This window comes from Pseudonocardia yunnanensis (assembly GCF_039534065.1).
GTDB lineage: Bacteria > Actinomycetota > Actinomycetes > Mycobacteriales > Pseudonocardiaceae > Pseudonocardia > Pseudonocardia yunnanensis.
Genome location: NZ_BAAAUS010000064.1, coordinates 157,179 through 183,833, shown reverse-complemented (window position 1 = coordinate 183,833; position 26,655 = coordinate 157,179). Strand labels below are relative to the sequence as shown.

25 protein-coding genes are annotated in these 26,655 nt (G+C 70.6%); 13 read left to right on the top strand and 12 right to left on the bottom strand.

The annotated features are described in order from the left end of the window. Both ABD743_RS42450 and ABD743_RS42445 read right to left on the bottom strand, forming a co-directional pair. Entirely contained in the window at window positions 1-1,002 is a 1,002-nt protein-coding gene (locus ABD743_RS42450; protein WP_344730168.1) for a TIGR03560 family F420-dependent LLM class oxidoreductase, read from the bottom strand. A gap of 120 nt (window positions 1,003-1,122) precedes the next feature. After that, window positions 1,123-2,781, bottom strand: coding sequence for a GMC oxidoreductase (locus ABD743_RS42445; protein ID WP_344730098.1), 1,659 nt, complete (start codon window positions 2,779-2,781; stop codon window positions 1,123-1,125). A 75-nt stretch (window positions 2,782-2,856) separates the two neighbouring features. Between ABD743_RS42445 and ABD743_RS42440 the strand changes: the two genes are divergently transcribed. After that, the gene (locus ABD743_RS42440) at window positions 2,857-3,987 is read left to right on the top strand and encodes a DegT/DnrJ/EryC1/StrS family aminotransferase (RefSeq protein WP_344730096.1); all 1,131 of its coding nucleotides are present in this window, start codon (window positions 2,857-2,859) and stop codon (window positions 3,985-3,987) included. An 18-nt stretch (window positions 3,988-4,005) separates the two neighbouring features. Here ABD743_RS42440 and ABD743_RS42435 read toward each other — a convergent pair whose 3' ends face one another. Further along, window positions 4,006-4,404: a MerR family transcriptional regulator gene (locus tag ABD743_RS42435; protein ID WP_344730166.1), complete on the bottom strand. Its 399-nt coding sequence runs from the start codon at window positions 4,402-4,404 to the stop codon at window positions 4,006-4,008. A gap of 221 nt (window positions 4,405-4,625) precedes the next feature. On the opposite strand from ABD743_RS42435, the gene ABD743_RS42430 reads away from it, so the two are divergent. Beyond that, a complete protein-coding gene (locus tag ABD743_RS42430) occupies window positions 4,626-5,096 on the top strand; it encodes a carboxymuconolactone decarboxylase family protein (RefSeq protein ID WP_344730095.1) in 471 nt (156 codons plus the stop codon). Here the strand turns inward: ABD743_RS42430 and mftD are convergent. Then, window positions 5,074-6,252: a pre-mycofactocin synthase MftD gene (gene mftD / locus ABD743_RS42425; protein WP_344730094.1), complete on the bottom strand. Its 1,179-nt coding sequence runs from the start codon at window positions 6,250-6,252 to the stop codon at window positions 5,074-5,076. The two genes, ABD743_RS42430 and mftD, sit on opposite strands and share 23 nt — an antisense overlap. A 35-nt stretch (window positions 6,253-6,287) precedes the next feature. After that, window positions 6,288-6,749, bottom strand: a complete 462-nt coding sequence (locus ABD743_RS42420) for a hypothetical protein (RefSeq protein WP_344730092.1) — start codon at window positions 6,747-6,749, stop codon at window positions 6,288-6,290. A 139-nt stretch (window positions 6,750-6,888) separates the two neighbouring features. Here ABD743_RS42420 and ABD743_RS42415 point away from each other — a divergent pair, with 139 nt between their 5' ends. The 7 genes from ABD743_RS42415 to ABD743_RS42385 all read left to right on the top strand — a co-directional run bounded on the left by ABD743_RS42415 (window position 6,889) and on the right by ABD743_RS42385 (window position 15,050). After that, window positions 6,889-7,191, top strand: a complete 303-nt coding sequence (locus ABD743_RS42415; RefSeq protein WP_344730090.1) for a putative quinol monooxygenase — start codon at window positions 6,889-6,891, stop codon at window positions 7,189-7,191. A 191-nt stretch (window positions 7,192-7,382) separates the two neighbouring features. Continuing rightward, window positions 7,383-8,726, top strand: a complete 1,344-nt coding sequence (fucP, locus tag ABD743_RS42410; RefSeq protein ID WP_344730089.1) for an L-fucose:H+ symporter permease — start codon at window positions 7,383-7,385, stop codon at window positions 8,724-8,726. 63 nt (window positions 8,727-8,789) lie between these two features. Continuing rightward, window positions 8,790-9,833: a carbohydrate kinase family protein gene (locus ABD743_RS42405; RefSeq protein ID WP_344730088.1), complete on the top strand. Its 1,044-nt coding sequence runs from the start codon at window positions 8,790-8,792 to the stop codon at window positions 9,831-9,833. Further along, window positions 9,830-13,063 carry an HAD-IA family hydrolase gene (locus ABD743_RS42400; protein ID WP_344730087.1) on the top strand — a complete coding sequence of 1,078 codons (3,234 nt, stop codon included), beginning with the start codon at window positions 9,830-9,832 and terminating at the stop codon, window positions 13,061-13,063. The genes ABD743_RS42405 and ABD743_RS42400 overlap by 4 nt, the downstream gene beginning before the upstream one ends. A 159-nt stretch (window positions 13,064-13,222) precedes the next feature. Further along, complete coding sequence (locus tag ABD743_RS42395) at window positions 13,223-13,642, top strand: helix-turn-helix domain-containing protein (RefSeq protein WP_344730165.1); 420 nt, start codon at window positions 13,223-13,225, stop codon at window positions 13,640-13,642. A 10-nt stretch (window positions 13,643-13,652) separates the two neighbouring features. Next, on the top strand, window positions 13,653-14,075 hold the full coding sequence (locus ABD743_RS42390; protein WP_344730086.1) for a VOC family protein: 423 nt from the start codon (window positions 13,653-13,655) through the stop codon (window positions 14,073-14,075). A 57-nt stretch (window positions 14,076-14,132) separates the two neighbouring features. After that, window positions 14,133-15,050: a diacylglycerol/lipid kinase family protein gene (locus tag ABD743_RS42385; protein ID WP_344730085.1), complete on the top strand. Its 918-nt coding sequence runs from the start codon at window positions 14,133-14,135 to the stop codon at window positions 15,048-15,050. On the opposite strand, the gene ABD743_RS42380 is transcribed toward ABD743_RS42385, so the two are convergent. Beyond that, window positions 15,043-15,693, bottom strand: coding sequence for a TetR/AcrR family transcriptional regulator (locus ABD743_RS42380; RefSeq protein WP_344730163.1), 651 nt, complete (start codon window positions 15,691-15,693; stop codon window positions 15,043-15,045). The two genes, ABD743_RS42385 and ABD743_RS42380, sit on opposite strands and share 8 nt — an antisense overlap. Before the next feature lie 178 nt (window positions 15,694-15,871). Here ABD743_RS42380 and ABD743_RS42375 point away from each other — a divergent pair, with 178 nt between their 5' ends. Further along, window positions 15,872-16,927, top strand: coding sequence for a Rieske 2Fe-2S domain-containing protein (locus tag ABD743_RS42375; RefSeq protein WP_344730084.1), 1,056 nt, complete (start codon window positions 15,872-15,874; stop codon window positions 16,925-16,927). A 7-nt stretch (window positions 16,928-16,934) separates the two neighbouring features. After that, entirely contained in the window at window positions 16,935-17,156 is a 222-nt protein-coding gene (locus tag ABD743_RS42370) for a hypothetical protein (RefSeq protein ID WP_344730083.1), read from the top strand. A gap of 56 nt (window positions 17,157-17,212) precedes the next feature. Here ABD743_RS42370 and ABD743_RS42365 read toward each other — a convergent pair whose 3' ends face one another. Then, on the bottom strand, window positions 17,213-17,869 hold the full coding sequence (locus ABD743_RS42365; protein WP_344730082.1) for a cysteine hydrolase family protein: 657 nt from the start codon (window positions 17,867-17,869) through the stop codon (window positions 17,213-17,215). A gap of 107 nt (window positions 17,870-17,976) precedes the next feature. Between ABD743_RS42365 and ABD743_RS42360 the strand changes: the two genes are divergently transcribed. Beyond that, window positions 17,977-18,444, top strand: a complete 468-nt coding sequence (locus tag ABD743_RS42360; RefSeq protein WP_344730081.1) for a winged helix-turn-helix transcriptional regulator — start codon at window positions 17,977-17,979, stop codon at window positions 18,442-18,444. An 18-nt stretch (window positions 18,445-18,462) separates the two neighbouring features. On the opposite strand, the gene ABD743_RS42355 is transcribed toward ABD743_RS42360, so the two are convergent. Then, entirely contained in the window at window positions 18,463-19,293 is an 831-nt protein-coding gene (locus ABD743_RS42355; RefSeq protein ID WP_344730080.1) for an HD domain-containing protein, read from the bottom strand. A gap of 148 nt (window positions 19,294-19,441) precedes the next feature. Then, window positions 19,442-19,570 (bottom strand): hypothetical protein, encoded by a 129-nt coding sequence (locus ABD743_RS42350; RefSeq protein ID WP_344730078.1) that lies wholly within the window; start codon window positions 19,568-19,570, stop codon window positions 19,442-19,444. 369 nt (window positions 19,571-19,939) lie between these two features. On the opposite strand from ABD743_RS42350, the gene ABD743_RS42345 reads away from it, so the two are divergent. Then, window positions 19,940-22,804 carry a helix-turn-helix transcriptional regulator gene (locus ABD743_RS42345; RefSeq protein ID WP_344730077.1) on the top strand — a complete coding sequence of 955 codons (2,865 nt, stop codon included), beginning with the start codon at window positions 19,940-19,942 and terminating at the stop codon, window positions 22,802-22,804. Between the two features lie 25 nt (window positions 22,805-22,829). On the opposite strand, the gene ABD743_RS42340 is transcribed toward ABD743_RS42345, so the two are convergent. The 3 genes from ABD743_RS42340 to ABD743_RS42330 all read right to left on the bottom strand — a co-directional run bounded on the left by ABD743_RS42340 (window position 22,830) and on the right by ABD743_RS42330 (window position 26,455). Beyond that, on the bottom strand, window positions 22,830-24,008 hold the full coding sequence (locus tag ABD743_RS42340) for an acyl-CoA dehydrogenase family protein (protein ID WP_344730076.1): 1,179 nt from the start codon (window positions 24,006-24,008) through the stop codon (window positions 22,830-22,832). Between the two features lie 105 nt (window positions 24,009-24,113). Further along, a complete protein-coding gene (locus ABD743_RS42335; RefSeq protein ID WP_344730074.1) occupies window positions 24,114-24,800 on the bottom strand; it encodes a Rid family hydrolase in 687 nt (228 codons plus the stop codon). Between the two features lie 80 nt (window positions 24,801-24,880). Further along, the gene (locus ABD743_RS42330; protein WP_344730072.1) at window positions 24,881-26,455 is read right to left on the bottom strand and encodes an FAD-dependent oxidoreductase; all 1,575 of its coding nucleotides are present in this window, start codon (window positions 26,453-26,455) and stop codon (window positions 24,881-24,883) included. Window positions 26,456-26,655 lie beyond the last annotated feature (200 nt).

The window sequence follows — 26,655 nt, the reverse complement described above, 5'->3', positions numbered from 1 at the left end:
TCAGCGCAGCGCCGGAATGACCTCACGCTCGAAGAGCTCGAGGCTCGAGCGGTCGTGGGCCGCGCCGGGGAACACGAAGATCCCGTAGGCCAAGCCCCTGGCCTGCATCTCCTCGAGCCGCTCCACGACCTGCTCCGGTGTCCCCCGGAGGGTGAGACCGTCGTTGCGCAGGAACCGCCGGATCAGTTGCGCCGCACCGTCGGCACCGAGGATCGGCACGAGCCGCGCCTCGTGCGCCGCGATCCGCTCCTCGACCTCGGCCTCCGTGGTGCCGACCATCACGTAGTAGAGAGAGGAGCGCACGATCGCGTCGAAGTCGGTGCCGACGTCCCGGCAGTGCTCGGCGAGCACCGCCGACTTGCGCACGAAACCCTCGGGCGAGCCGTCGAAGTTGCTGTATCGGGCGTACTTGGCGGCGATCCGCAGGGTGACCTTCTCGCCGCCTCCCGCGATCCACAACGGGATGCCGCCGTCCTGCAGGGGCAGCGGACGCACGATCGCGTCCTGGACCTGGTAATGCTTGCCGTGCAGCGTCGCGACGCCCGTGGTCCAGGCCTGCCGCATGATCTCGGCGCCCTCCTCGAGCATGCCGAGCCGCTCACGGGCCGGTGGGAAGCCGTAGCCGTACGCGGTCCACTCCCCTTCGTCCCAGCCCGCACCAACGCACATCTCGACCCGGCCGCCGGAGACGATGTCGCAGGTCGCGGCCACCTTCGCGAGGTACGCGGGATTGCGGAAGCCCATGCAGGTGCACACCTGGCCCAGCCGCACGCGTTCGGTCACCGCACCCAGCGCCGCGACGAGGCTCCACGCCTCGTGCGTGCCCGTCTCGACAGGAGGCGGCGTGGGGAGCGCGTGCAGGTGGTCGTTGACCCAGATCGACTCCCACGGACCGGCGTCGGCGTGCTGCGCCAGGCCCTTCATCACGGCCCAGTGCGCTGCCGGGTCGATGCCCGCCAGGTCGTGACTCCACCCTTGTGGCACGAACATCCCGAACCGCAGACCCACGATCAACGGACCCTTCTCGCGTCGCCCCGCTGACCCTACGTCCCGAGAAGGGCCCGACCGACGTGCCGGTGATCACGGCCCGTGACGCTCGCGGCCGGGATGCCCCCGTGCCGCCTAGGCCGCGGGGAGTGGCTCCCGGACCGAGCGGGACGCCGCGATGTGGTCGGCCACCCGGCAGGCCAGCGCGGCGATCGTCAGCGTCGGTCCGACCGCGCCTGCGGTGGGGAACACGGCGCTGCTCGCCACGAAGAGGTTGGCGCTGCCGTGCACACGGCAGTCGGCGTCCACGACCCCGTCCCGCGGCGATCGCGCCATGCGCAGCAGGCCCATCTGGTGCGTGCCGTCCGTGAACGGCATGTCGTCGATGCGGGCCGCGTCGTGCATCGCGACCGTGCCGTACCCGAGCCGGGCGAACTCCTCGCCGATCAGCTCCATGCTGCGACGGATCCGGCTGCGGTCGCCTGCGGACACGCCGTAGTGCACCTGCAGGCGCCGCTGACCGAGGTGGTCACGTTGACGGGACAGCGTGACGCGGTTGGCAGGGTCCGGCGACTGCTCGGCGTCGAACCGCAGACGGCAGGTGGCTGCGTCCAGCGGCATGAACGAGGGCAGGACGCGCCCGCCGATGATCCGGGGCGTGGCCCAGGACGCGGCGAACCTGCCGACCCTGCGCCAGTCGCGTGCGACGTTGCCGACGTGTCGCCCCAGGCCGGACGTGCCTGCGTACCTCGCGTGGGTGCCGGCGGACTTGAAGCCGAGCCGGGCCCGGTTGAGGGCGTAATAGGTGAGCGAGAAGGTCGACAGCAGCCCATCGCCGTGGGAGGGGTCCATCGGGTCCGGGAACCACAGAGCGGCCTTGAGGTTGGTCAGCCCGTTCCGGGCCTGCGCGGCCGGGGTGAGCACGAGCATGCGGCGGGCGTAGACGCCGTCACGGGTCGGGACGTAGCCGAGCGCGAGGCCGCGGCCGAGGTCGCTCAGCACGACGGTGCCGACCTCACCAACGGGGTGGGTCATGTAGTTGCGGCCGACCTGGTCGTACTCGTTACCGATGCCGGCCGGCGACTGGTGGTCGGACGCCAGCAGGATCCGGGCCGACTCCAGGCCACCCGCGGCGAGGACGAAGGTGCGCGCCGCCACGGTGATCTCGACGCCGGGGCGCGGCACGACGATGGCCTCGACGACCGCGCCGCTCACCGGGTGGCGCTCCAGCCGCACCACGCCTGCCTCCACCAGCAGCCGGACGTTCGGCGCGCCTGCCAGCGCGCGCATCCGTCCGGCGAAGCTGGTGGGCGGGCTCCACCGCCAGGTCGTGTCGACGTCGAGCGTGTCCGAGGGCGGGGTCTCGACCGGCGGGAAGCCCGAACCGGCCGCCGAGTACTCGTACTCGCCCGCCTGCAGGTGACGCTGCGCGCGCCGGTAGTACGGCGCCAGGTCCTCGGCCGAGATCGGCCATCCCGCGCTGCCCAGCCACTCCCGCGGCCCGAGGTCGAGCTCGTCGAGAGGCGCGCAGCGACCTCCCCACACGACACTGGTGCCGCCCAGACGCTTCTGCCGCACAGCCTCGAGCGGGTCGTGGGACTCGGCCGTCTCGCCCTGGTAGGTATCGGCCTGCCGCGGACCGAACCGCTGGCCACCGCCCTCGAGAACCACCACATCGACGCCGCGGTGGGCGAGCTCGCGCGCCACCACCGCGCCCGCGGGGCCCGTGCCGATGACGCAGACATCAGCCGCGACACGGCCTCCCGGCGCGATCCCGCGAGCATCGATCAGCACGATCGACGAGGGTAGAGGAGCCCGGTTCATGCCCCGGTTCCGGTTCCGTGGACACTCGGGCCCCGGAGGTACGAGATGCGCTTTCGGGAGATGGCCGCTGCAGTACGGGTGCTGGCTCGAAACGACCTGGCCCGGTACAGCGGAGGTGGGGCGTCCGAGACGGCCCGGTTCGAGAGCGAGCTCGGCCGGATGCTCGGCGTCGAACACGCGCTGGCGGTCAACAGCGGCACGAGCGCGTTGATCGGCGCACTGGTCGGGGCCGGGATCGGGCCTGGTGACGAGGTGCTCGTGCCCGCCTACACCTGGGTCGCCACGGCCGCGGCACCGCTGGCCGTCGGGGCCGTGCCGGTGCTGGTCGAGATCGACGACAGCCTGACCATGGATCCGGCCGACCTGGCGCGCAAGATCACCCCGCACACCCGGGCGGTGATCCCGGTGCACATGCTCAACCTGGTCTGCGACATGGACGCGATCATGAAGGTGGCCGCGGACCACGACCTCGTCGTGATCGAGGACACCTGCCAGGCCATCGGCGTGCGCCACCACGGCCGCCGGGTCGGCTCGATCGGCCACGTCGGGGCGTTCAGCTTCAACCAGCACAAGAACATCACCTCGGGCGAGGGGGGCGCGGTCGTCACGAACGACCGGCGGATCTACGCGCGGGCCGCGATGCACCACGACGTGGGCAGCTACGAGCGCCCCGGCTGGATCGAGACCGAGGCGCTGTTCCCCGGCGTCAACCACCGCATGCCGGAGCTCTCCGCCGCGGTGCTGCGCCCGCAGCTCGCCGCGCTCGACGCCCAGCTGGACCGCAGGCGCGAGCGCAGGCGGATGGTGCTCGACCGCGTGGCCTCCGGGTCGTGGACCGGTGTCACGACGGCCCGCCACCACGACGAGGCCGACGCCGTCGGACTCGCCCTGACCTTCGACGACCCGGCGCAGGCCCGCCGGTTCGGCGAGGTGCGCGGGGCCCGCAGACTGATCGAGAGCGGCCGCCACGTCTACACCAACTGGCAGTCGGTGATCGCGAAGCGCTCGTTCCACCCGCGGTTCGACCCGCACGCCTGGGCTCACCGGGAGATCGACTACGGGCCGGACGCCTGCCCGGCCACGCTGGAGATCCTCGCCCGCACCTGCTCGGTCGAGCTCGCCCCGGAGGTGCCGACCCCTGCCTTCCGGTTCCTCACGCGCTCGATGGCCCGCTGACCGTTCCCGCGCGGGTGGTCACCCGGGCGCCGGGCGCCGACGCTCCCCGGCCAGGCGGCGCAGGTCCCGCGAGAGCATCTCCAAGCTCTGCACCTGCGCACGCAGGGCCTCCATCCGGCTGTCGACCGCGGCCCGGAACACGGTGAGCCGCCCTGCCAGCTCGGCTGTGCGCGCAGGATCGTCGCCTTCGTCGTCCTCCAGACCGTCGATGGTGGCGAGGAGCTCGCGCATCTGCTCCAGGCTGAGGTCGAGCGGTCGGAGGGTCTTCACCAGGACCAGACGGTCGATGTCTGCCTCGCCGTAAAGACGAAAGCCCCCCGCCGATCGCTTCGAGGGCACCACCAGGCCGACCTCGTCCCAGTGCCGGATCGTCCGCAGTGACAGGCCCACCCGTTCGGCGACCTCGCCGATCTGCATCACGCTGGTCGTTCCTTCCCGACGAGTTGACCGAGCTTAGCCGCCGATCAGGCTTCGACACGCGCATCGACGCACGGGGAGATCGACATCGCCCGACACATCCCGAATGCGTTTCATGTCACATCAGGACCGGGCGTCCACGCCGTCACATCTGCGGTCGTGATCTCGTCCCCGTGCTGCACACAATCGTGCGGAAGATCCAGCGACAGAGGAGAGCACACATGCAACCGCGCATGGACGTCAGTCGGCTCGCACCCGAGGCCTACAAGGCGATGTTCGCGCTCGAGAAGTACCTGGCGGCGAGCCCGCTGCCGAAGATCACGCTGGACCTGGTGAAGCTGCGCGTCAGCCAGATGAACGGCTGCGCCTACTGCGTCGACATGCACAGCCACGATCTCAAGTCGCTCGGCGAAGCGGACGAGCGCCTCTTCTCCGTCGTCACCTGGCGGGAGGCACCGTTCTTCACACCCGCCGAGCGCGCGGCGCTCGCCCTCGCGGAGGAGGCCACGGAGCTCGGCAAGCACGGCGTGAGCGACGAGGTGTGGGCCGAGGCGTCCGCGCACTACGACCCGGAGACGCTCGCCGCGCTCGTCACCGCGATCGCGACGATCAATGCATGGAACCGGTTCGGCGTGACCCTGCAGCTGGTGCCGGGCTCCCACCGGGCCGCTACTTCTGAGGCAACCGCGTGAAATCCGGCGGGACGATGAGGTCCTCGGGGCAGAGGTCGTGCACCGACGACCGGCCGAGGCCGAGCAGTGCCTCGTCGATCCCGCTGCGGAGGATCTGCAGGACGTTGGCGACGCCCTTCTCGCCGTTCGCGGCCATCCCCCACAGGTAGGCCCGGCCGATCAGCACGGCCCGGGCGCCGAGGGCGAGTGCCTTCACCACGTCGCTGCCACGCCGGACGCCGCCGTCGACGAGGATCTCCACCTGCCCGCCGACGGCCTCGACCACGGCCGGCAGCGCGCGGATCGACGCCGGGGTGCCGTCGAGGTTGTTGCCACCGTGGTTGGACACACTGATCGCGGTGGCACCGGCGTCGACGGCGCGCCGGGCGTCGTCGGGGTGCATGATCCCCTTGATCGCGAACGGGCCGCCCCACTGCTCGCGCAGCCAGGCGATGTCCTCCCAGGTCGGCAGCGGGGTCTGCATCCACTCGCCGTAGGCCCCGAAGAAGGTGGGCGCGTCCTCTCCCGGCCCCGCCAGGTTGGGGGTGGTCAGGTCGGGCAGGGCGCCGTGGCGTGCCCAGTCGAGCAGGTAGCGGGGCCGGAGGATGCCCTCCGGCGCGAACCGCAGCATCGCCTTGAGGTCGAGCCGCTCGGGGATCGGCGGGCTCCCCCAGTCCCGCCGGGTGGCGAACGTCCAGTCCAGGGTGACGATCAGGGCCGTGACTCCCGCGGCCCGCGCGCGCTCCGCCCGTTGCAGGATCCGGTCGCGCCCACCCACCCAGTAGGTCTGGAAGAACGTCGCCGGGTTCGCGGCGACGACGTCCTCGACGGGCTTGCTGGCGAAGGAACTCAGCCCCATGGCCGTGCCCGCCGCCGCGGCGGCGCGCGCCACGGCCACCTCGCCCTCCGGGCTCACCGCCTGCACGCCGGTGGGTGAGATGACCACCGGGAACGCGATCGCCTGGCCCAGCACCGAGGTGGCCTGCTCGCGCTGCTGCGGGAGGTCGGCGATGTGCGGGCGGAACCCGATCTCGCCGAACGCCCGCACGTTGTCCTCGAGCGTGATGCCTTGCTCCGACCCCGCCACCAATGCCATGTAGACCGACTTGGGGAGCCGCTTCTTCGCCCGCCGCTGCGCCTCGGCGACCGACTCGAACCACTCCTTCGTGCTGGCCATGCGGCCACCCTAGGGCGGCGCGGGCTGAGCGGGGTTCAGATGTCCTTCGCGGCGACGTGCGTGACCGGCAGGTGGAACTTGTGCACGAGGCGGTCGGGCAGGTCCTGGCGCAACCAGCGGGAGAAGCGTTTCGGCAGCGTCGACACGATGATCTCGTCGAACTCCCGGCCGGACATGGCCGCCTCGACCGCGCGCATGGGGTCGGGGTCGCACACCTCACCACCCACCGTGGCGCCGGCGGCGGTGAGCTTCTTCAGCGCGGCGTCGAGCTTGACCTGCGCCAGCCTGCGCGCCTCCGCGTGCGGCCCCGGGATCGTGGGGACCCCGCCCATGACCGGCATCGGGATGGCCATCGCGCTGGATACGAGGTCCTTCACGGGGGTGGCCGGCACGACGAGCCAGAACTCGGCAGGACCGGCGGCGATCCTCTCTCTGGCGAGGTCGATGAGGGAGTCGCTGTCGAGCGTCTGGTTCGCAACCACGAGGTAACGGTGCATGACGCCTCCTCGGTATCGGGCGTGGCCCTGCCGCGGATGAGCGGTTTCCGGCACAACGCCGACGCGGGGAACAGTACCGCTCATCGCAGGGGGTGAGAATGACCTCGAAAAACCAGCAGTAGACGGTAGGAAGGCCCACATGAGCGAACCTGACCGCCCACTCTTCCTCGTTGTCACGATCAAGCCGAGATCGGATCGGATGGAGGAGGCCGAGGCACAGCTGCAGTCGATGCGTAGCAACTCGCTCACCGAGCCGGGGTGCGTCTTCATGCACCTCACGCAGCCGCAGGACGACCCGGACACCTGGGTGATGTTGGAAATGTTCCGTTCCCGCGCCGCGTGGGACGAGCACATGCAGCAGCCCTACAACGTGGAGGGCAACATCATTCTGCAGGATCTGCTCCGGGAACCGTCGGACCTCCGCCTGCTCGACGAGAAGTAGCCACTCAGGGCACGTGGGGGATTCTCGACCGAACCATTGGGCCATCACGTCGCCCAGCCCACCCGAACGAACACAGAACGTAATTTGTGACCGCCCAACTGGAATCCCGTAGAGGCGCGGGCTAGCGTTCGAGCCGGCATGTGTCCCATGTCACACGCGCATTCGATCAGCGGTCCGGGAGGGGTGATCCCATGGCCCGGAGCTCGGTCACCCGGGTACAGCCACACGAGGAAGGTGCGCGGAAGCCGGGCCTGGTCTACCCGGGCCTCACCATCCCGTTCATCCTGGTCGTGCTCTGCTTCGCCGCGTGGGGGTCGGCCGCCAACCTCACGGACGTCCTCGTCGGCGTGTTCCGCCACATCTTCTCGATGTCGAACTTCGAGTCGGCACTGGTGCAGTTCGCGTACTACGGCGCGTACTTCTCGCTCGCCATCCCCGCCGCGCTGATCAACAAACGCTTCGGTTACAAGGCCGGCGTGCTCACCGGCCTGGCCTGCGCGACGGTCGGCGGGCTCCTGTTCATTCCGGCGAGCATGCTGCTCACCTACGGGTTCTTCCTGCTCGCCCTGTTCGTGCTGGCCTCCGGACTCTCGATCCTGGAAACGTCGGCAAACCCGTTCGTGATCGCGATGGGCCCGGAAGAGAGCGCCACCCAGCGGCTGAACCTGGCCCAGTCGTTCAATCCGGTGGGCGCGAACATCGGCGTTCTTCTCGGCGCGGTGTTGATCCTCCCCCAGATCACGCCGCAATCGGCGAAGGCGTCGATGACGCCGGACCAGCTGAGGGCCGCCCAGGAGCAGGATCTGTCACTCGTGCTGGGGCCCTACACCGGCATCGCGTTCGTGCTCCTGCTGATCTGGTTACTGATCGCGTTCCGCAAGATCAACGTGCCGGAAGAGCATTCAGCGTTCGGGCTGGACGCGGGGGGAAAGTCCGGGGCGCTGGGCCGCCTCTGGCGCAACCGGCACTATCGGTACGGCGTGGCCGCCCAGTTCCTCAACGTCGGCGCCCAGGTCTGCACCTGGACGTTCACGATCCAGTACGCGCAGGACGTGGTGGGGGTCCCCACGGCGACCTCCGGCTGGTACCTGCAGGCCAGCCTGATCCTCTTCCTCATCTCCCGGTTCGTGATGACCTACCTGCTCGGCATCTTCCGGCCGACGAAGCTGCTCTTCGCCATGGGCGCACTCGGAGTGGTGTTCGCCCTCGTCGCCGTGTTCTCGCCGAACATGCTGGGCCTGATCGCCGTCGTCGCCATCTCGCTCTCGCTGTCCCTGATGTTCCCGACGATCTACGGCGTCGCACTGCAGGGTCTGGGCAAGGACACCAAGTTCGGTGCGGCGGGCCTGGTCATGGCCATCCTCGGTGGGGCACTTCTCCCACTGGTCCAGGGCCGGATCATGGACACCGCGGGCGCCGCGCCGGCCTTCATCGTGCCGGCCGTCTGCCTCGGACTCGTGGCCTGCTATGCGCTGTTCGACCTCCGAACCACCCGCCACGGGGGTGCAGTCGTGAGTGAGGGCGCGCCACCGTGAGCACGTGACCCGGGCCGGATTCGGGCACCCGGAACGTCGATTCTCCTCGAGAGGAGTGGGCGGATGTTCGTCGTCGTCGGGGAAGCGCTCGTGGACCTGGTCGGGCAGCGCGGCAGCCGCACGCTCGTGGCACATCCCGGCGGGAGCCCGGCCAACGTCGCGCTCGGGCTCGCCCGGCTCGACAACCAGGTGACGCTCGTGACGCGGCTGGGCCGGGACGCACTGGGCGAGATGGTCTCGGCGCATCTGAGGTCGAACGGCGTGCGGGTCGACGGCGGCCCCGGCCAGGGCACCTCGACGAGCCTCGCGATCGCCACCCTCGCCGCGGGGATCGCGACCTACGACTTCCGCATCGAGTGGGACGTCGGTGCGCTCGCCCCGCTCCCGATCGAGGCCCGTTGCCTGCACACCGGCTCCCTTGCGACCGCACTCGCTCCGGGTGCCACGAACGTCGAGGACCTCATGGGCCGGGAGCGCAAGCGGGGCCGGGCCACCATCTCCTACGACCCCAACGTGCGTCCCGGACTGCTCGGTTCGCCGGCTCAGGCCCGCCCTGCCATCGAGCGCATCGTCGGCCTGTGCGACGTCGTGAAGGTCAGCGACGAGGATCTGTACTGGCTCTACCCCGATCGCCGGGACGAGGAGGTCGCCCGGGAGTGGCTCGGGCGGGGGCCCGCCGTCGTCGTCGTGACCCGCGGCGGTCAGGGCGTGTACGCGACCACGGCTGACCTGGAGCTGAGTCGCCCCGCTCTGCCGATCGACCTGGTGGACACGGTCGGCGCGGGCGACTCCTTCACCTCAGGGCTGCTCGACGGGCTCCGCCGCGCCGACCTGATCGGCGGTCCGCGCCGCACGGCGCTGGCGTCGATCGACGAGTCGACGCTCATCAGCGTCCTGGATGCGGCCGCTCTCGTCGCGGCCATCACCTGCTCACGCCCGGGCGCGGATCCGCCGACGCGTGCCGAGGTCGACGCCACCCACGCCGCGCGGACGTCCACGACCAGGACGGCGCCGCTCGGTACCTCACGTGGGATCTCACCGCCGATGGGAGACCCGGAGCTCGCCGCGTCACCGGGGGTCGCACCGGAACAAGGGAGTCAGCGATGAATCGGTCCTCAGGCTTCGGTGGCGCCATCTTCGACGTGGACGGGGTGCTCGTCGACTCCCCCCACGAGCTGGCCTGGCGCGAGGCCTTCCGATCGTTGATGGAGACCGAATGGAGCGACATCCGGGACCAGACGAGCTGGACCCCCGAGCGCTTCACGCCTGCGGTCTACCAGCAGGTGATGGCCGGGATGCCACGCATGGCCGGGGCCCGGGCGGCGATGGAGCACTTCGGGGTGCCCGACATCGACTCCCGGATCCAGCAGTACGCCGACGCGAAGCAGGAGCACGTGCTCCGGCTCATCGACGAGGGCCGCTTCATGGCGTTCCCGGACGCGCTGCGGTTCGTGCTGGACGTCAAGGCGTTGGGCATCCCGATCGCGGCGGCGTCCTCGTCGAAGAACGCCAAGCTGTTCCTGGATCGGATCCGCCTGGACCTGTTCGCCGCCGAGCAGCGGATCGACTACGAGTTCATCACGCCGGGCATGACGCTCGCGCAGGTCTTCGACGCCGACATCTCCGGCCGTGACTTCCCCAAGGGCAAGCCGGATCCGACGATCTTCCTCACCGCCGCGCAGGAGCTGGGTGTCGACCCGGCCGACTGTTTCGTCACCGAGGACGCCACCAGCGGCATCCAGGCCGCGAAGGCCGGAGGCATGGCCGGGCTCGGCGTGGCCCGGCTGGACGACCGCGACCTGCTGCTCGACGCCGGCGCCGATCTCGTCGTGACCACGTTGGACGACGTCTCCCGGCGTGCTGTCCTCCATGGATATCTGGAGGAGCGCCGGGCAGCGGGTGAGATGAGGCAGCGGCACACGCAGCAGCCGCCGAGCGTCTGGACGCTCGTGTACGAGAGCTTCGACCCCGCCCGGCAGGGGCTGCGGGAGGCGCTGCTCTCCCTCGGCAACGGGTACATGGTCACCCGCGGCGCCCTGCCCGAGGCGGACGCCGACGACGTGAACTACCCCGGCACGTACGTCGCGGGGCTCTACGACCGCGCCGAGACCGAGGTCGCCGGGCGCATGGTCGAGAACGAGGACCTGGTCAACGTCCCGAACTGGCTGCCGCTGCGCTTCCGCATCGAGGGCGGCGAATGGTTCGACGCCCGCCGCGCGGACGTGAGCGAGCACCGCTTCGAGCTGGACATCCGCCGCGGCGTGCTGACCCGGCACATGACCTGGCAGGACGCCGACGGACGGCGGACCAGCATGGTCCAGCGCCGGTTCGTGAGCATGAAGGACGAACACTTCGCCGGTCTGGAGACCACGTTCACGGCGGAGAACTGGTCGGGCCGTATGGAGGTCGTCTCCGGGCTGGACGGCCGGGTCGAGAACACGGGCGTCAAGCGCTACCGCGACCTCAACAGCCGCCACCTGAATGTGCTGGTCCAGGGCGAGATCGCCGCGGAAACCGTCGATCTGCAAGTCGAGACGCTGCAGTCGCACGTGCGGGTCGCCGTCGCGGCACGCACGCGCGTGGTGCGCGACGGGCAGCGGCAGATCGCCTACAGGAGGCTGGTCGAGGAGCGCGGGTTCATCGCCCACGAGCTGGTCCTCGACCTCGAAGAAGGCCGCGCGGTGAGCGTCGAGAAGGTGGTGGCGCTGTTCACGTCGCGGGACCGCGGGATCTCCGAGAGCCGCGACGACGCCAGGCTCGCCGCCGCGACAGCGGAGGACTTCTCCCCGCTGCTGGCCCGGCACGAGGGCGCGTGGAACAGCCTGTGGAACCGTTTCGACATCGAGCTCGACAGCGCCAACGAGTGGACCGAGACGGTCCTGCACCTGCACATCTTCCATCTGCTGCAGACCATCTCGCCGCACACGCAACACCTGGACGTCGGCGTCCCTGCGCGCGGCTGGACCGGGGAGGCCTACCGCGGTCACGTCTTCTGGGACGAGATGTTCATCTTCCCGTTCTTCAACTTCGAACGCCCGAGCCTGGCCGAAGCTCTGCTCCGGTACCGCTACGAACGGCTCGACACGGCCCGCGCCGCCGCCCGCGCCGCGGGGTACGAGGGCGCGATGTTCCCCTGGCAGAGCGGGGCAACGGGCCGCGAAGAGACCCAGAAGGTCCACCTCAACCCGAAGTCGGGGCGCTGGCTCCCCGACCATTCGCACAACCAGCGCCACGTCAACATCGCGATCGCCTACAACGTGTGGCAGCACTACATGGTGACCGGCAGCATCGGGTTCCTGCGCTTCACCGGTGCCGAGCTGCTGATCGAGATCGCCAGGTTCTGGGCGAGCGTCGCCACCTACAACCCGGGCGAGGACCGCTACGAGATCCACGGCGTGGTGGGCCCGGACGAGTACCACGAGGCCTACCCGGACTCCGACGAGCCCGGACTGCGGAACAACACCTACACCAACGTCATGGCCGTATGGGTGCTGCAGCGGGCGCTGGAGACTCTCGACGTCATGCCGCCGCACTACCGCGAGGAGCTCGTCCAGGAGCTCGGCATCCGGGACGAGGAGCCGGAGCGCTGGCGGGACATCACCACGAAGATGAAGGTCGTCTTCCACGACGACGGTGTCCTCACGCAGTTCGAGGGCTACGAGGCGTTGCCCGAGTTCGACTGGGAGGGCTACCGGGAGCGCTACGGCAACATCCAGCGGCTGGACCGGCTGCTCGAGGCCGAGGGCGACAGCACCAACCGGTACAAGCTCGCCAAGCAGGCCGACGTGCTGATGTTGCTGTTCCTGCTCTCCCGTGACGAGCTGCGCGGGCTGCTGCACAACCTCGGCTACGAGGTGAGCCAGGAACAGCTCGCCCGCACCGTCGAATACCACCTCGAGCGGACCTCGCACGGCTCCACGCTCAGTGGCGTGGTCAGCGCCTGGGTGATGGCCCGCTACCGCCCGCAGGAGGCCTGGCGGTTCCTGCAGCACGCATTGGAGAGCGACGTGGCAGACGTCCAGGGCGGCACCACCGCCGAAGGCATCCACCTAGGGGCGATGGCGGGCACGGTCGACATCGTGTTGCGCTGCCTCACCGGCATGCGCGCCCTCGGGCCGGTGCTCCGCTTCGACCCGGCGTTGCCGCCGGAGGTGAAGCAGCTGCGCTTCAGCGTCCACTACCGGGGCCAGCGGCTGGACGTCGACCTGGGCGAGACCCGCATCCACCTCAGCGTGCGACCGGGTGGCACCACACCCGTCAACCTCCTCGTGCAGGGCCAGCCGGTCGAGCTGGCACCGGGCCAGGAACGAGAGCTCCAGCTGGAACCGGCCCGTTAAGTCGTCACAGCGTCTCGCGCGTGTTCGCAGCAGGCCGGCACGCTGCGAGGAAGCCCCACGCGCTGCGAGGTGCGCGTCGGATCACGGCGCACGGCGGGCTACTCTGCCTCCGTGACGCGGCCTGGTGAGCGCAGCGCCGTGGAGGACTCGAACCGGCGGATGCTCCGCGCGCGGGATGCGATGGACCGCACCTACGCCGAACCGCTCGACGTCGCCGCACTCGCCCGCATCGCGCTGGTGTCCCCCGCCCACTTCATCCGCACGTTCCGGGCGACGTTCGGCGAGACACCGCACCGCTACCTGCAGCGCCGCCGCGTCGAACGCGCGATGTTCCTGCTCCGCACCTCCGACCGCAGCGTCACCGAGATCTGCGTGGACGTCGGCTTCTCGAGCCTCGGCACGTTCAGCCGGACGTTCCGCGAGATCGTCGGGGAGTCGCCGTCGGAGTACCGCAGGCGCGGCGGCGGCACGATCGATGCCGTGCCGACCTGCTTCGCGAAGGCGTGGCTGCGCCCCGCGGCCACGATGCCGTCGGACGGAGCAGTTTCGGATAAGCAGGACGCCGATCCCAGGCCCTAGCGTGATCCGCATGCTGAAGAACATCACGCAGTCCTCGATCGTCGTGCTCGACCAGGACGAGGCACTCGACTTCTACGTCAACAAGCTCGGGCTGGAGCTGAACACCGACCAGGACCTCGGTTTCATGCGCTGGCTCACCGTGAACGTCCCCGGCGACCCGAGCCGGCAGATCCTGCTGGAGAAGCCCGGACCCCCGGCGATGGACGAGGCGACCGCGGCGCAGGTGCGCGAGCTGGTCACGAAGGGCGCGATGGGCGGCTGGCTGTGCATCAGCACCGACGACGCGCAGAAGTCGTACGAGACGCTCAAGGCACGCGGGGTGGAGATCACCGACGAGCCCACGGAGAAGCCCTACGGCGTCGACTTCGGGATCCGCGACCCGTTCGGCAACGCGATCCGGATCGGGAAGCTGAACGCACCGGCGGGTGAGTGACGGGCGCACGAAGCGCTCGGGCCGGATGAATCGGACCGCACCGGGGTATACGCCGGTGTGAATCGATTCGGGCCGGCCCGGCGGTCCTTGCTCCCCGCGTTCGACCGCGTCGTCGTGATCTTCAACCCGAACAGCACCGGCAAGGCACCCGAGCTCGCCGACGAGCTGCGGGCCTGCCTGGCCGAGCGGCTGCCCGGGCTGCCCGTGACGATGAGTCCGACGCAGCGGGCCGGGCACGGCCGTGACCTGGCACGGGAGGCGGCCGCGGGTGGCGGCCGCCCGCTGATCGTCTCGGTCAGTGGCGACGGCGGGTACAACGAGGTGGTCGACGGCGTCATGCAGGCCGGCAACGACGACGCCGTGTGTGCGGTGATGGCGGCGGGCAACGCCAACGACCACCGGCGGACCACCCGGGAACGCCCGCTGGTCGAGGCGGTGGTGGCAGGCGACGTGCGCCGCATCGACCTGCTCCGCCTCACCGTCGGCACCGGCGCCGACGCCCGCGTTCACCATGCCCACTCCTACATCGGGGTCGGGCTCACGCCGGTCGTCGCCGTCGACCTGGAGAAGGGCGGCAAGGGCTCCTTCCGGGAGATCGTCTCCGTGGTGCGCACCTTCGCCCGGTTCCGCCCCTTCAGCATCGAACTGGAGGACGGGAGCCGCCACCGGATCGACAGCCTGGTGTTCGCCAACATCAGTCAGATGGCCAAGTACGCCGTCCTCAGCGAGTCGGGCCGGCCCGACGACGGGCGGTTCGAGGTGATCACGCTGCCGCACACCGCGAAGTGGCGCATCCTGGGCGTCGCCATCCGCGCGGCCACCACGGGACTCGGCCCGCAGCCCAGCGCCACCCACTACGGCTTCACCACGCTGAAGCCGACCCCGTTGCAGCTCGACGGCGAGGTGCTCGCCGTCGAGGCAGGCACCGCCGTCCGCGTCGAGGTCGCGCCCCGAGCGCTGGCGACGATCAGCTGACGCGTTGGGTGCGTGCCGGCATGCACGTGACGTGCGCGAGGAGCATCTGGATGTGGGTCCGGAGCTCGACGAGCGCCTCCGGCTGACCTGCGAGGTGGCGCAGCAGCGCCATCTGGAAGGCACCGTCGAACATCGTGTAGGCCATCGAGGGCGTGGTGGTCAGCTCCACGCCGAGCAGTTCGGCGTAGCGGCTGACGATGCGCCAGATCATCCGCTCGAGGCTGTCGTCGATCTCGAGGACATCGGCACGGAAGGAGTCGTCGAACAGCGCCTGCGAGCGCAGGTCGTACCACAGGCGGTGCATCCTGCCCTCGTCGCGCACGGTGGCCACCAGGGCGTCGGCGAACCCGTCCGCGAGCCGTTCCGGCGTCTTCGCCCGGGACACGATCTGGTCGTAGCGCAGCACGCACTGCGCCTTGTACTGCCGCACGCAGTAGGTGATCAGGTCGACCTTGTCGGCGAAGTAGTAGTGCAGCACGCCGTGGGAGAACGCGGAGTTCTGGGCGATCTCACGCAGGCTGGTGCGGGCGTAGCCGAGCTCCGACAGCGTCTGGATCGCCGCGTCGGCCAGTTCCCGGCGGCGCTCCGCGAACCTGTCGCCCCCCGGACGCGGGGACTGGTTGTGCTTCGCCTCGGCTGCGATCGCTGTTCTCCCGTCCTCGGTGCGCGCGGATATTAGCCAGACCTCACACGGACCTGATCACCGCCGTCCTCGTGTCCCGTTCCCGTCGACCGGCTGATCCACTGATATGCGGATCAGGTTTCCGGCATGCGGTAACGGGGGTTCGGAGACCCGTGCTTCGGTCGGAACATTCGTTGATATGACGACGATCCCCCGCGACCAGTGGTACGTCGCGGCCTATGGCCGCGAGATCGGACACGATCTGTTCTCCCGCACGATCTGCGGCGAGTCGATCCTGTTCTGGCGCACGGAGGCGGGGCAGCTCACCGCCATGTCCGACCGATGCGTGCACCGCCGGTTCCCGCTGTCCCAGGCGCCGACCCGGCTGGTCGGCGACTCCGTGGTGTGCGGCTACCACGGCTTCACCTACGGCGCCGACGGTGCCTGCGTCGCGGTGCCGGGGCAGACGCGGGTGCCCCGCACCGCCCGGCTGCGCACCTATCCGGTCGTGGAGCAGGACTCGTTCGTCTGGGTGTGGATCGGCGACCCCGCACTGGCCGATGCGACGCGCATCCCGCGGGCGCCGTGGCTGGTCTCGCCCGACTACACGTCGGTGTCGGGGATGGAGCCGCTCGCGGCCCGCTTCGGCCTGCTGGTCGACAACCTCCTCGACCTCTCCCACGAGACCTACCTGCACGGCGGCTACATCGGCACGCCCGAGGTGGCCAGCACTCCGATCACCACCGAGGTCGACGAGGCCGCGGGCATCGTCTACGTCAGCCGGCACATGGACGACGCCGAGTGCCCGCCGTTCTACGCGACCTCCACCGGCCTGACCGGGCGCATCGCGCGCTGGCAGGACATCGAGTACACCCCGCCGTGCCTCTACAAGCTGCACAGCCGGATCGCACCGGTCGGGTCCCTGCCGAACCCGGACGGCACCGACCCCGATGCCTTCCACGTCGAGGTCGTCTACGCGATCACCCCGGAGACCGAGCACAGCACCCATGACTTCTGGGCGGTCGCCCGCGACTTCGCGCTCGACGACACGTCGGTCTCGGACTTCATCGCCGAGCAGAACCGCACGGTCGTGCTGCAGGACGTCGCGGCGCTCGACGTGCTGGAGCAGGTGATCGCCACTGAACCGGCCGGGTACCAGGAGCTGTCCATCAACATCGACACCGGCGGCCTCGCCGCCCGGCGGATGCTCGCGGCGATGCTGCGGCCGGAGCCGGCCACGGCGGCGGGGAGGTGAGCCCGGCATGACCATCGAGCCCACCCGCATGCTCACCGGGCCCGGCGTGCTGCGCGTGGTGTGGCTGCCGGGCAGCGACCAGCTCCAGGGCACCTGCCACTGCGGCGCCGTGCACATCGCCGACGGCCCGGTCGAGGTGTGGGACTGGTTGCTCGCCCACCCCGTCGGCCACGAGCCACCGCCGGCCGTCACGCACGACCAGCCGGTCCTCGTCGGCGCCGGAGTCTGACCGGCGCGCACTGTCCGCTCCCCGAACCCGGCCTCACGAACCGGGACGAAGCCGGGTCACCTCCCGTCCCCCGAGCGGGAGGTGGCTCCGGCGTGGGGCAGGACCGCGAGCAGCTCGTCGGTCGTCACGATGGCATGGGCGAAAGTCGGTCCGTTCAGCTCGTGAGCGGCGTGCATCATCGCCGGGCTGAACGCCGCGGTCGCGTCGCGCACGAGCGTCACGTGATAGCCGAGCTCCATCGCGAAACGACCGGTCGACTCGATGCAGGTGTTCGCGAGTAGACCGATCGCCACCACGTGCGTGATGCCGTGCTGCTTGAGCTGGAAGTCGAGATCCGTGTTGGCGAACCCGCTCTGCGCCCAGTGCTCCTTGATCACCACATCGCCCGGCTGAGGCGCGAAGTCCGGGTGCCATTCACCGCCCCATTCGCCCCGGGCGAAGGTGTGTCGCTTCTGGATCGCACGCTGCGTCGGGTTCGGATGGTCCCAGTCGTCGTAGTCACCCGGCTCCCACCTGCGGTGCGGCACGACGAACGTCACCACGCCAGAGGCGCGCGCAGCCGCGGTGACCGCGCGGAGGTTGTCGAGCAGCCGCACCTCGGTGGCAACCGGCCGCAGGGTCTCCCACAGCTTCCCGCCCTCGGAAAGGAAGTCGTTGTAGGGATCCACGAGCAGCAATGCCGTTCTGGACACCTCGTACCGATGGTCGATCATGATCTTCTCCCGTCGAGAGATCCGGCGTTGTCCCAGTGGAGCACGGGCTACGTTGCGATCCCGGAGTCAGCCGCCCCCGATCGAACGCTTCGTCCTACTCTTGTCGGATGGAGGCCGAAGAGAACGAGCCGGCATGCTCGATCGAGCGCAGTCTCGAGGTCCTCGGTGAGAGGTGGACGTTCCTCATTCTGCGCAGCGCATTCTTGGGCACCACCCGGTTCGCCGACTTCCGCAGCACCCTCGGCATCGCTCCCAATCTGCTGAGCGCCCGCCTCCGCACCCTCGTGGCCGCCGGCATCCTCGAGCCGCAGCAGTACCGGGAGCCCGGCAGCCGCACGCGCGTCAGCTACCACCTCACGGAGTCCGGCAGGAAGCTACGGCTGGTTCTGGCCGCCCTGCAGCAATGGGGGGACGAGTATCGGCCGCGCCCGGCCGGGCCCTCCATCGTCCGGCGTTCCCGCACCACCGGCCGCCCCGTGCACGTCGCCGTCGTCGACGACACCGGCACCGAGATCCCCCTCGAGGACCTGGCGATGCTGCCCACATCGTCGCGCGACGAATCCCAGGCCGTCTGAGGAGAGGCAGCTACGGGATCACAGGAAGTTGTTCGGCCAGATCATCGTGCGCCACATGTGCGCCACCGGCGATCCGTCGAAACCGAGGCCTTCCTCAGGCTGCCGGAAGTTGCGGCCGATGATGTCCTCGAACTCCTCGAACTGCACCTGCGCCCCGGGGTCGAACGAATAGATGTCGTTGATCGTGATCAGCCGGGAGGTCATGTACCAGCGGTGCTTGCGCGCTTCCTCGTGCTCCTGGTGGATGTACGCCGGGGGGTCGTAGTCGGCTCCGAAGTACGCGATGTACGCCTCTGGGTAGGAGTAGCCGACGGACTCGTCCGCGAAGTACCGCAGCGCCTCGTGCTTCTCGACCGCCCAGGCCACCTCCTCGTCGACGTACGGCGCGATCAGCTGCGCTCCCCAGTGCCCGTGGTGGCTGGAGATCAGCCCGGCGATGGCGATGTCGTGCAGGAGACAGGCCATCACGACCTTCTCGTCGAGGCCGCGCTCCTTGGCGATCTTGGCGCTCTGCAGCATGTGCGAGACGGAGAAGCCGTCGAACCGCAGCCGGAAGAAGTCGAGCAGTGTCGGCCGCTCAGGCATCCGCGGCAGCGCCGGGTTGTCGCCCATCATGAACACCGTGTTGGGCTTGCCGAGCTCGGCTCGCAGCGCCGCCTTGGCACCGTGTGCGGGAGTGCCGATGGTCGCGGCGCTCGGCGGGGCGATCACCCGCCGGCGACCGCCCACCGCATCGTCGAGCGGCTCACGAACCCAGCTCATCGAGCCGAGGCTCCGCACGGTGCCCGGGAGATCCTGCGGGGACACCTCGACGGACGGAACGGGCTCGGACATCTCATCGACGGACATGGCGACTCCTCTGCGATCGACTCACGCACGTCATCCGGAAGTGCTCACGTCGAGTCGGCTCCGTTGCCCAACCGGCCGCGGTGCCCGATTTCCCTCGACGTCCGGCTCATCGGGCGGCTACCACCGCGACGGCCGGGCGACGGCGAGATCACCTTTCGTCGTACCACCCCTGGGCGTGCTCGGCCAGTACGACGGCGGCGCCCGTGTCGCGGTTCACCCCGAACGGGCAGACCGACCCACGCCCCGACCCCTCCCGGCCCTCGGCTCCCCGGCGCACTGCATTCACCTCCTCCGGATCCCGTACACGCATTTCGCAGGTCTCTCCCTCGTGACAACGAGAAACTTCGCGCCGAATGTGCCCGCTGCGGCCACTCTCTCCCGCATGACGGATTCGGGTCGATATGCACCGAATGTCCACGGAACGGAATTCCATCGACCGCACGCATCAGAATGGCAGCCCTCCGTCGCTGAGAGGACGAAGACGTTCTCCACGTGGCAAGTGGCTGTTGAGAGATGGTGGCCCGGGAGTCTGTTGATGGTCCTCCGATAGAGCTTGCGTTCCGTGGGCCTCGACACATGACGCCCAGGGCGCCCCCTGGAGCCGCCCATCCGTGGAGAGTCGAGGAGAGCGCGACGGGAGGTGCTGGTGCATCAGGTACGTTGCCCGTCCCTCGTCGGGCGGCACGCAGAGCTCGCCGTGCTCGTCGACCTGCTCGGCGCGGCACGGCGCGGCGCCGGCACCGTCGTGTTCCTCAGCGGCGAGGCGGGGATCGGCAAGTCCCGGATGGCTCGTGAGGTGTCTGCGGCCGCCGCCAGGGCCGGGCTGCCTGCGGTCGTCGGGCGGGCCGTGTCCGGGGCGAGCTCGGCGCCGCTGCGTCCGTTCGTCGAGGTCACGCTGGCCCTCGCCCGCCGCCACGGGCTCCCCGACCGCAGCGAGCTCGGGCCGTACGCCGCCGTGTTGGGGCCGTTGGTGCCCGAATGGGCCACCGGCGCGCCGTCGGCGTCGGGGCCGGTGCTCGCCGAAGGGCTGTTGCGACTGCTCCGGCTCGTCGCGCCGCGGGGCTGCGTGGTCGTCCTCGAGGACCTGCACTGGGCCGACCCCGAGACGCTCGCCGTGCTGGAGTACCTCGGCGACCACATCGCCGACAGCGGTGTGCTGCTGCTCGCCACGCTGCGCAGCGGCGAGGGCGACCAGGCGTGGGCCGTGTCCGACGCGCTGGCGGCCCGCGGGTGTGCGCTACCGATGCCGCTCACCGCTCTCGACGACGCCGCCGTCACCGAGATGGTCCGGGCCTGCGGGCTCGACCCCGAGGCCGCCGCGCCGGTGACGGCCCAGGCCGACGGCGTGCCGCTGATGGTCGAAGAGCTGCTCGGCGACTACGACACCACGATTCCGGGCGGCAGCACGACGGTGCCCCGCTCGCTCGCGGACTCCGTCCGGCGGCGGGTGGCCGACCTGGACCCGGTGGATGGCAACGTGCTCGCCGCCGCGGCGCTGCTCGGCCGCCGGTTCGACTGGCGACTCGTGGCCGAGGCGCTGGAGCTCGACACGACCACGATGACGGCGGCGGTGGCCTCGGCGACCGGTGCCGGGCTGCTGGAGCCCGACGGCCCCGGGTACCGCTTCCGCCACGCGCTCACTCAGGACGCGGTGCTCGCCGGGCTCTCCGGCCCGCTGCAGGCCGAGATGGCCGCCGCACTGGGCGGTGTGCTGCGTCATCGCTCCCCTGACCTGCCTGGGGAGGCCGCCCTGCTGGCGGCCGATCTCGCCGAGCTGGCAGGCGACCCGTCCGCCGCCGACCTCCTGGCCCGCGCCGGCACCCGCGCCGCCCGCGACGGAGCGCTGGACTCCGCCGACCGGTTGCTGTCCCGCGGTCTGGCCCTCGCACGCCCGGCGGCCACCCGTGTCGCGCTCGCCGACGCAGTGGCCGACGTTCGGTGCCGCGCAGGCGACCCGGACGCAGCCGCGGCCGCCACGGCGGAACTGATGGCGGAACTGCGCTCGGCGCCCGACGAGACCGTGCGCCGCCGCGCCCGTCTCCGGCTGGCCCGGGCAGCGGCCGAGGCCGGCCGGTGGGAGCTCGCCGAGGTGCAGCTCGCGGCCGCCGCCGTGCCCAACCCGCACTGCCCGACCGAGCACGGACCCGATCACGGCCCGCTTCAGCACGATCCCGATGCCCCCGAGGCCGACCTGGTTCGAGCTCTCGTCCTGCTCGGCCGCAACTCGCGCACCGCCGCGGCCACCCTCGCGTCCGGCGTCGTCGATCCGGCGCTGGCCGCCGGCAGGCCCGACGTCGCGTGCGAGGCGCTCCAGGTGGTGGGCCGGGCCGAGCGCACGGCCGACCCGGACACGGCGCTCGCCGCATTCGAGAAGGCCCACGCGATCGCGGTGGCACACGACCTGCCGCTCGGCGTGCTGTCGGCGCTGCACGAGCTGGGCACGATCGACCTCTTCCGCACCGGGCGGCGCGACCGGCTCGAGGCCGCCCGCGCCGCCGCGGTCGCAGCGGGGGCCGTGCGCCTGGTGGTGGTGCTCGACCTGGATCTGGGTGCCTCCCACCTCATGAACGGTGACCCCGAGGCTGCACGCGCCGCGGCCGCGTCGGCCCGCGACGGAGCTGCCGCACTCGGCTTCGACCAGATCCACGTGATCGCGCTCGGGATGGTGCCCTGTGCCGCCGCGCTGCGGGCCGATCGGTCCGGCGTCGAACGCGACATCGCCGCCGTCCCGGCCGGGGCGCTGGATGCCGACGCCGACGCGGAGGCCGGGATCTGGGGCTTCGCCCGCGGGGTCTGCTCGCTGCTGTCGGAGGACCGGGCGGCGGCAGTCCGTGAGCTGGAGACGGCGTTCACGCTCACCACCGATGCACCGGAGGTTCGGCCGTTGCCGTGGTGGGGGTGGTGGGCGCTGCTGCGCGCCGTCGAGGGTCGCGACGCGGAAGCGGCGATCGGGGCGCTGCGCACGAGCCCGGCCGTGGTGAACCGGCCCAACGCCGCGTTTGCCGACCTCGCCGAGGCGGTGCTGGCCGGTCGCCGCGGCCACGGCGAGCAGGCCGCCGCCGTCGTCACCTCCTTCGGCCCACGGGAGCTGCCCTGGCCGTGGTTGCGCCATCTCGCGCGGCGGCTGGTCGCGGAAGCCGCGCTGGCTGACGGGTGGGGTGATCCGCAGACCTGGGCGGCCGAGGCAGGCGAGTTCTTCGACCGATTCGGCACCCCGGCGATCGCCGACGCCTGCCGCACGCTCGCAGCCTCGCCGCAGGCCGGAAACCCCCCGGTTCCGGACTGGCTACGCCGGCGCGGCGTGACCCCACGCGAGGCCGAGGTGCTCAACCTGCTGGGCGGGGGGCTCACCACCACGCGTGAACTGGCGAACACGCTGGTGATCTCCCCTCGCACCGTGGAGAAGCATGTCGAGGCGCTGTGCCGCAAGCTCGACGTGCGGGCCCGCGGCCAGCTCGTCGCGCTCGCGGCTCGCCGGACGCGGGACGCGCCTGCCTGGGCGGCGAGATGACGGCGACCCGGCGCCGGCCCGGGGATCAGCTGTAGACGGTGAACGGCGGGTAGGTACCGGTGAGGAAGTGCTCGCCCACCTCGCGCTGCTTGTAGACGACCGGGTCGTGCAGTGTGTGGGTGCGTGCGTTGCGCCAGAACCGGTCGAGCCCCACCGCGTTGCTGGTGGCCCGCGCTCCCGTCACCTCGAAGATCCTCGACGTCACCTCCAGCACGGTCTCGATGGCCACCACCTTCAGCGCCGAGGTGTGCACGGCCAGCTCGCCGCGCGCGTCCCAGGTGAGGCCGTCCCTGGCGGCGTTCACGCGGGCCACGTGCGTGCCCACGTCGTCGGCCAGCGCCTCGACCGCGCGCACCGCCGCCACGAGCCGGCCGTACGTGGCGAGCACGTACGGATCCGCCGTGGCCGACTCGACGCCGGAGAGCAGGAAGGGCCGCGACACCGTGCGCGTGTACTCCCCCGCCGTCCGCAACGCGCCCTGGGCGATGCCCAGGTACATCTCGCTGTGCACGGCCTGGCTGACGGGAGCGATCAGCGAGCCCTGGGGGGTCGCGCGCGCCGGGTCCAGCGTGCCGAGCACCTGCTCGGGGCTGATGGCGACATCGGTGAACGTGACGCTGCCGCTCGCCGAGAGGCGCTGTCCGAGGTTGTCCCAGTCACCGCCCGGCGCCACCCCGTCCGCCGTGCTCTCGACGATGACGAGCAACGGCGATCCCGTTCCGGGTTCGGCGACGGCCACCACGGACACGTCCGCCACCGAGAATCCGGTGGCGAAGCTCTTGCGCCCGGACATCCGGAAACCGGAGCCGTCCCCGACGAGCGTGGTGGCCGGTGCGTACACGTCCACCGCGTCGCCCCACACCCACTGATGCTCCGCGGACCGCACGCCCCACAGGGCCAACGCATCCGGGTTGTGCAACCAGACCAGGAGATCCTGGTTCATGTAGTGGTAGCCGAGCAGTTGGCCGATCGAGCCGTCGGCGGCGGAGATCTCGCGCACCACCCGCAGCGCGGTGTCCCACCCGAGGCCAGAGCCGCCGACCTCCCGCGGCAGCAGGATGGCGGGCAGGGCGGCATCACGCAGCAGTTGCACCTCGGCGTGCGGCTTGGCGTTCGCCCTGTCCCGCTCCACGGCGTCCTTGGCCAAGGTGGCGGCGACGGCGCGGGCCGCCTCGATCGCCTGCTGGGCAGTCAGGCTGCTCATGCAGTGAACAATCGCCCGGATCGAGCCGCGTCACATGGGGACTCTCCCCCATTCCCCGGCCGTCCTACGTAGGCGCCGTACGTAGGACGGCCGTCGATCCTGTCGTCAGCGGGGTCCGCTGCCGGCGGGGAACACCGCGTCGACCTCCACCTCCACCAGCCAGCCCGCCACGGGCAGGCTCTGCACCTCGAGCGCGAAGCGACTCGGCCGCGCCGGGTTACGGACCAGCGGCGCGGCAGGAGCGGCGCTGCCCAGCGGCACGAGCTCGGTGTCGCCGCTGGAGAGGTTGGTGTTGGCGAAGAACTGCCGGTAGGCGCGGTTCCAGCCGGCGTAGTCGGCGCGGTCGGACCCGGGGGCGTTGTCGAGGAAGACGCGCATCGTCGTCACGTTCTCGAGCGTCAGGCCCTGCGCCTCGAGGTTCTCGCGGATGTTGCGCAGCACGTTCATCCCCTGAGCCTCGGTCAGCGTGACCCCGGCGGGCAGCACGCCGCCTGCGAACTGGTCGGTGTCGATGAACGACTCGGGGGTCCCCTCGGCGGCGGCGGCGTTCATCTGCTTCGGGCCCAGCCCGCTGGTCTTGTAGAACGCGGCGCCCGCGCCGAGCGCCACGCCCTGGGCGATCATCGGGTTGTCCTGGCCTGGCTCCAGCACCGCCTGGGACACGGCGGCGGGAGGAGCGGGCGCGGCGGCGGACGTGCCGGTCGAGCATCCGGCTGCGGCGAGCGCCAGCACGGCCGCTCCCGTGGCAAGTGCCCGCAGGTGCGGCGTTCCCTGGTGTGGCGGTGTCGGCATCGGGTGCTCCCGTCGGTGCTGAGGTGGCTGAGTGGTGGGGGTCCGGGTCGTCGCTGTACGGGTGATCGACGGCCGGCTCATCAGCTCGGTCCCGCGACACGGCTGTGCAGAGCGGCGACGACGGACCGGGCGGAGGTGAACGCTCCGTGCTGCCACGCGATGGCGTTCGAGAGGTGGTCGCCAGCGAAATAGATCTTGTCCACGGGCTGCAGGAGCAGCTTGTACTCGGGACTCGTGGAGTCCCACGACGCCCACGCCGACTCGGAGTACCGGGTGCGCCGCCAGCTCCCGGAGAACGACGAGGTGACGTCCTTCTTGTACTTGTCGCCGTGGATCTCGGCGCCTTCCGCCAGCGCCTTGGCCAGCCGCTGGCGGTGGGTGAGCGACTCGAAGGCCTGGTGGCGTTTGCCGGTGTTGTAGTAGCCGACCACCACGCCCCGGTCGGAATGGAAGTGGTCGTAGGGGAACATGATCTGCGCGATGTCCTTGTCGGTGTTGCTCGCGCCGCCGTAGATGCGCTCGTCGGTCTCCCACCAGCGCCTCGAGTACTCGATGCCGAGCTTTCCCGACGACGTCACCTTGGCTGCCTTGAGCGCTGCCAGCACGTCGGCGGGGAGGTTGTTGCCCAGCCGGCCGACGAGGTGCGGCGGGATCGTGCACACGACGTAGTCGGTGGTGATCGACTGGGCCCGGCCGCCCGCGGTGTACTCGACGGTGACGCCCTCCGGGACGTTGCGCATCGCCGTGACGACGGAGCCGAACTTGACGCGGTCGCCGAGCCGGTCCTGGAACGCGTAGTAGATGCGGTCCATCCCGCCGATCGGGGTGAACATCATCGTCGCCTGGTCGTACTCGAAGTCGAACGCGAAGTTGCGCCCGATCCCGCTGCGGATGACGTCCGACATGCTGTGCGGTGGTGCCAGGCGCGTGCCGTAGTCGGTGCCCGCACCCGGCTCCGAGGTGTACCCGCGCCGGGTCGAGCCGAGATAGCGCCCGTCGCTGCCGAGGTCGCCGAAGTCGGTCAGGAACTCCGCGAGGGCGTGCTTGTCGTCGGCCGAGAGCACGTCGTCGAGGGCACCGCGCGAGGCGGCCTTCTGCAGCAGTTCGGAGACGTAGCCGAACGTGTCGGCCTTGGCCGCCCGGTAGGTCATCGAGGTCTTCGACAGCGGTGTGTCGCTGGCGTAGTTGACCACGGTGTTCGCGTTCTGGTTGCCGAACGGCTGGATCTCGACGCCGAGTTCCTTGCAGTAGTCGAGCGTCACGTGGCTCTGCGGGATGCGGGTGGCGCCCATGTTGAAGAAATGGCCGTCCGAGAACGTGGAGCGCTGCGTCTCCCCGTTCAGGTCCGTCTCCTCGGTGCCGGCCCGGATCGACCACACCCGGCCGCCGGGACGCGTCCGCGCTTCCAGGACCGTCACGTCGTAGCCGGCCTTGCCGAGCTCGTAGGCCGTGCACATGCCGGCGGGCCCCGCACCCAGCACGGCCACGGAGTGGTGCCCCGGGGCCTGCCCGACGAGGTCCCCCATCGTGGGCGCCCGGAACGGCGCCTCCGCCGCGGCCGGGGCCAGCCCGATCGCGGACATCGCCCCGTACATCACCCCGGCGCCTCCGGTGACGCCGAGTCCCTTCATGAACGATCTCCGGGTTACTGGCACCGCACGCTCCTGCTCCTTCTGACGACCCGATGAGTTGGTCACCAAGGCTGGGAGCCCCGTGAGTCGATCGGTGGAACGGCGGCGAACGATCCGGCGTGCACGGAGTGGGAGCGCCCGGCGTGGTTCCCACTCCGGGGGCTCCGTTCGACTCGGGCAGGCAACCTCAGCGCAACATCTCGGCCCTAATTTTCGTCACGATC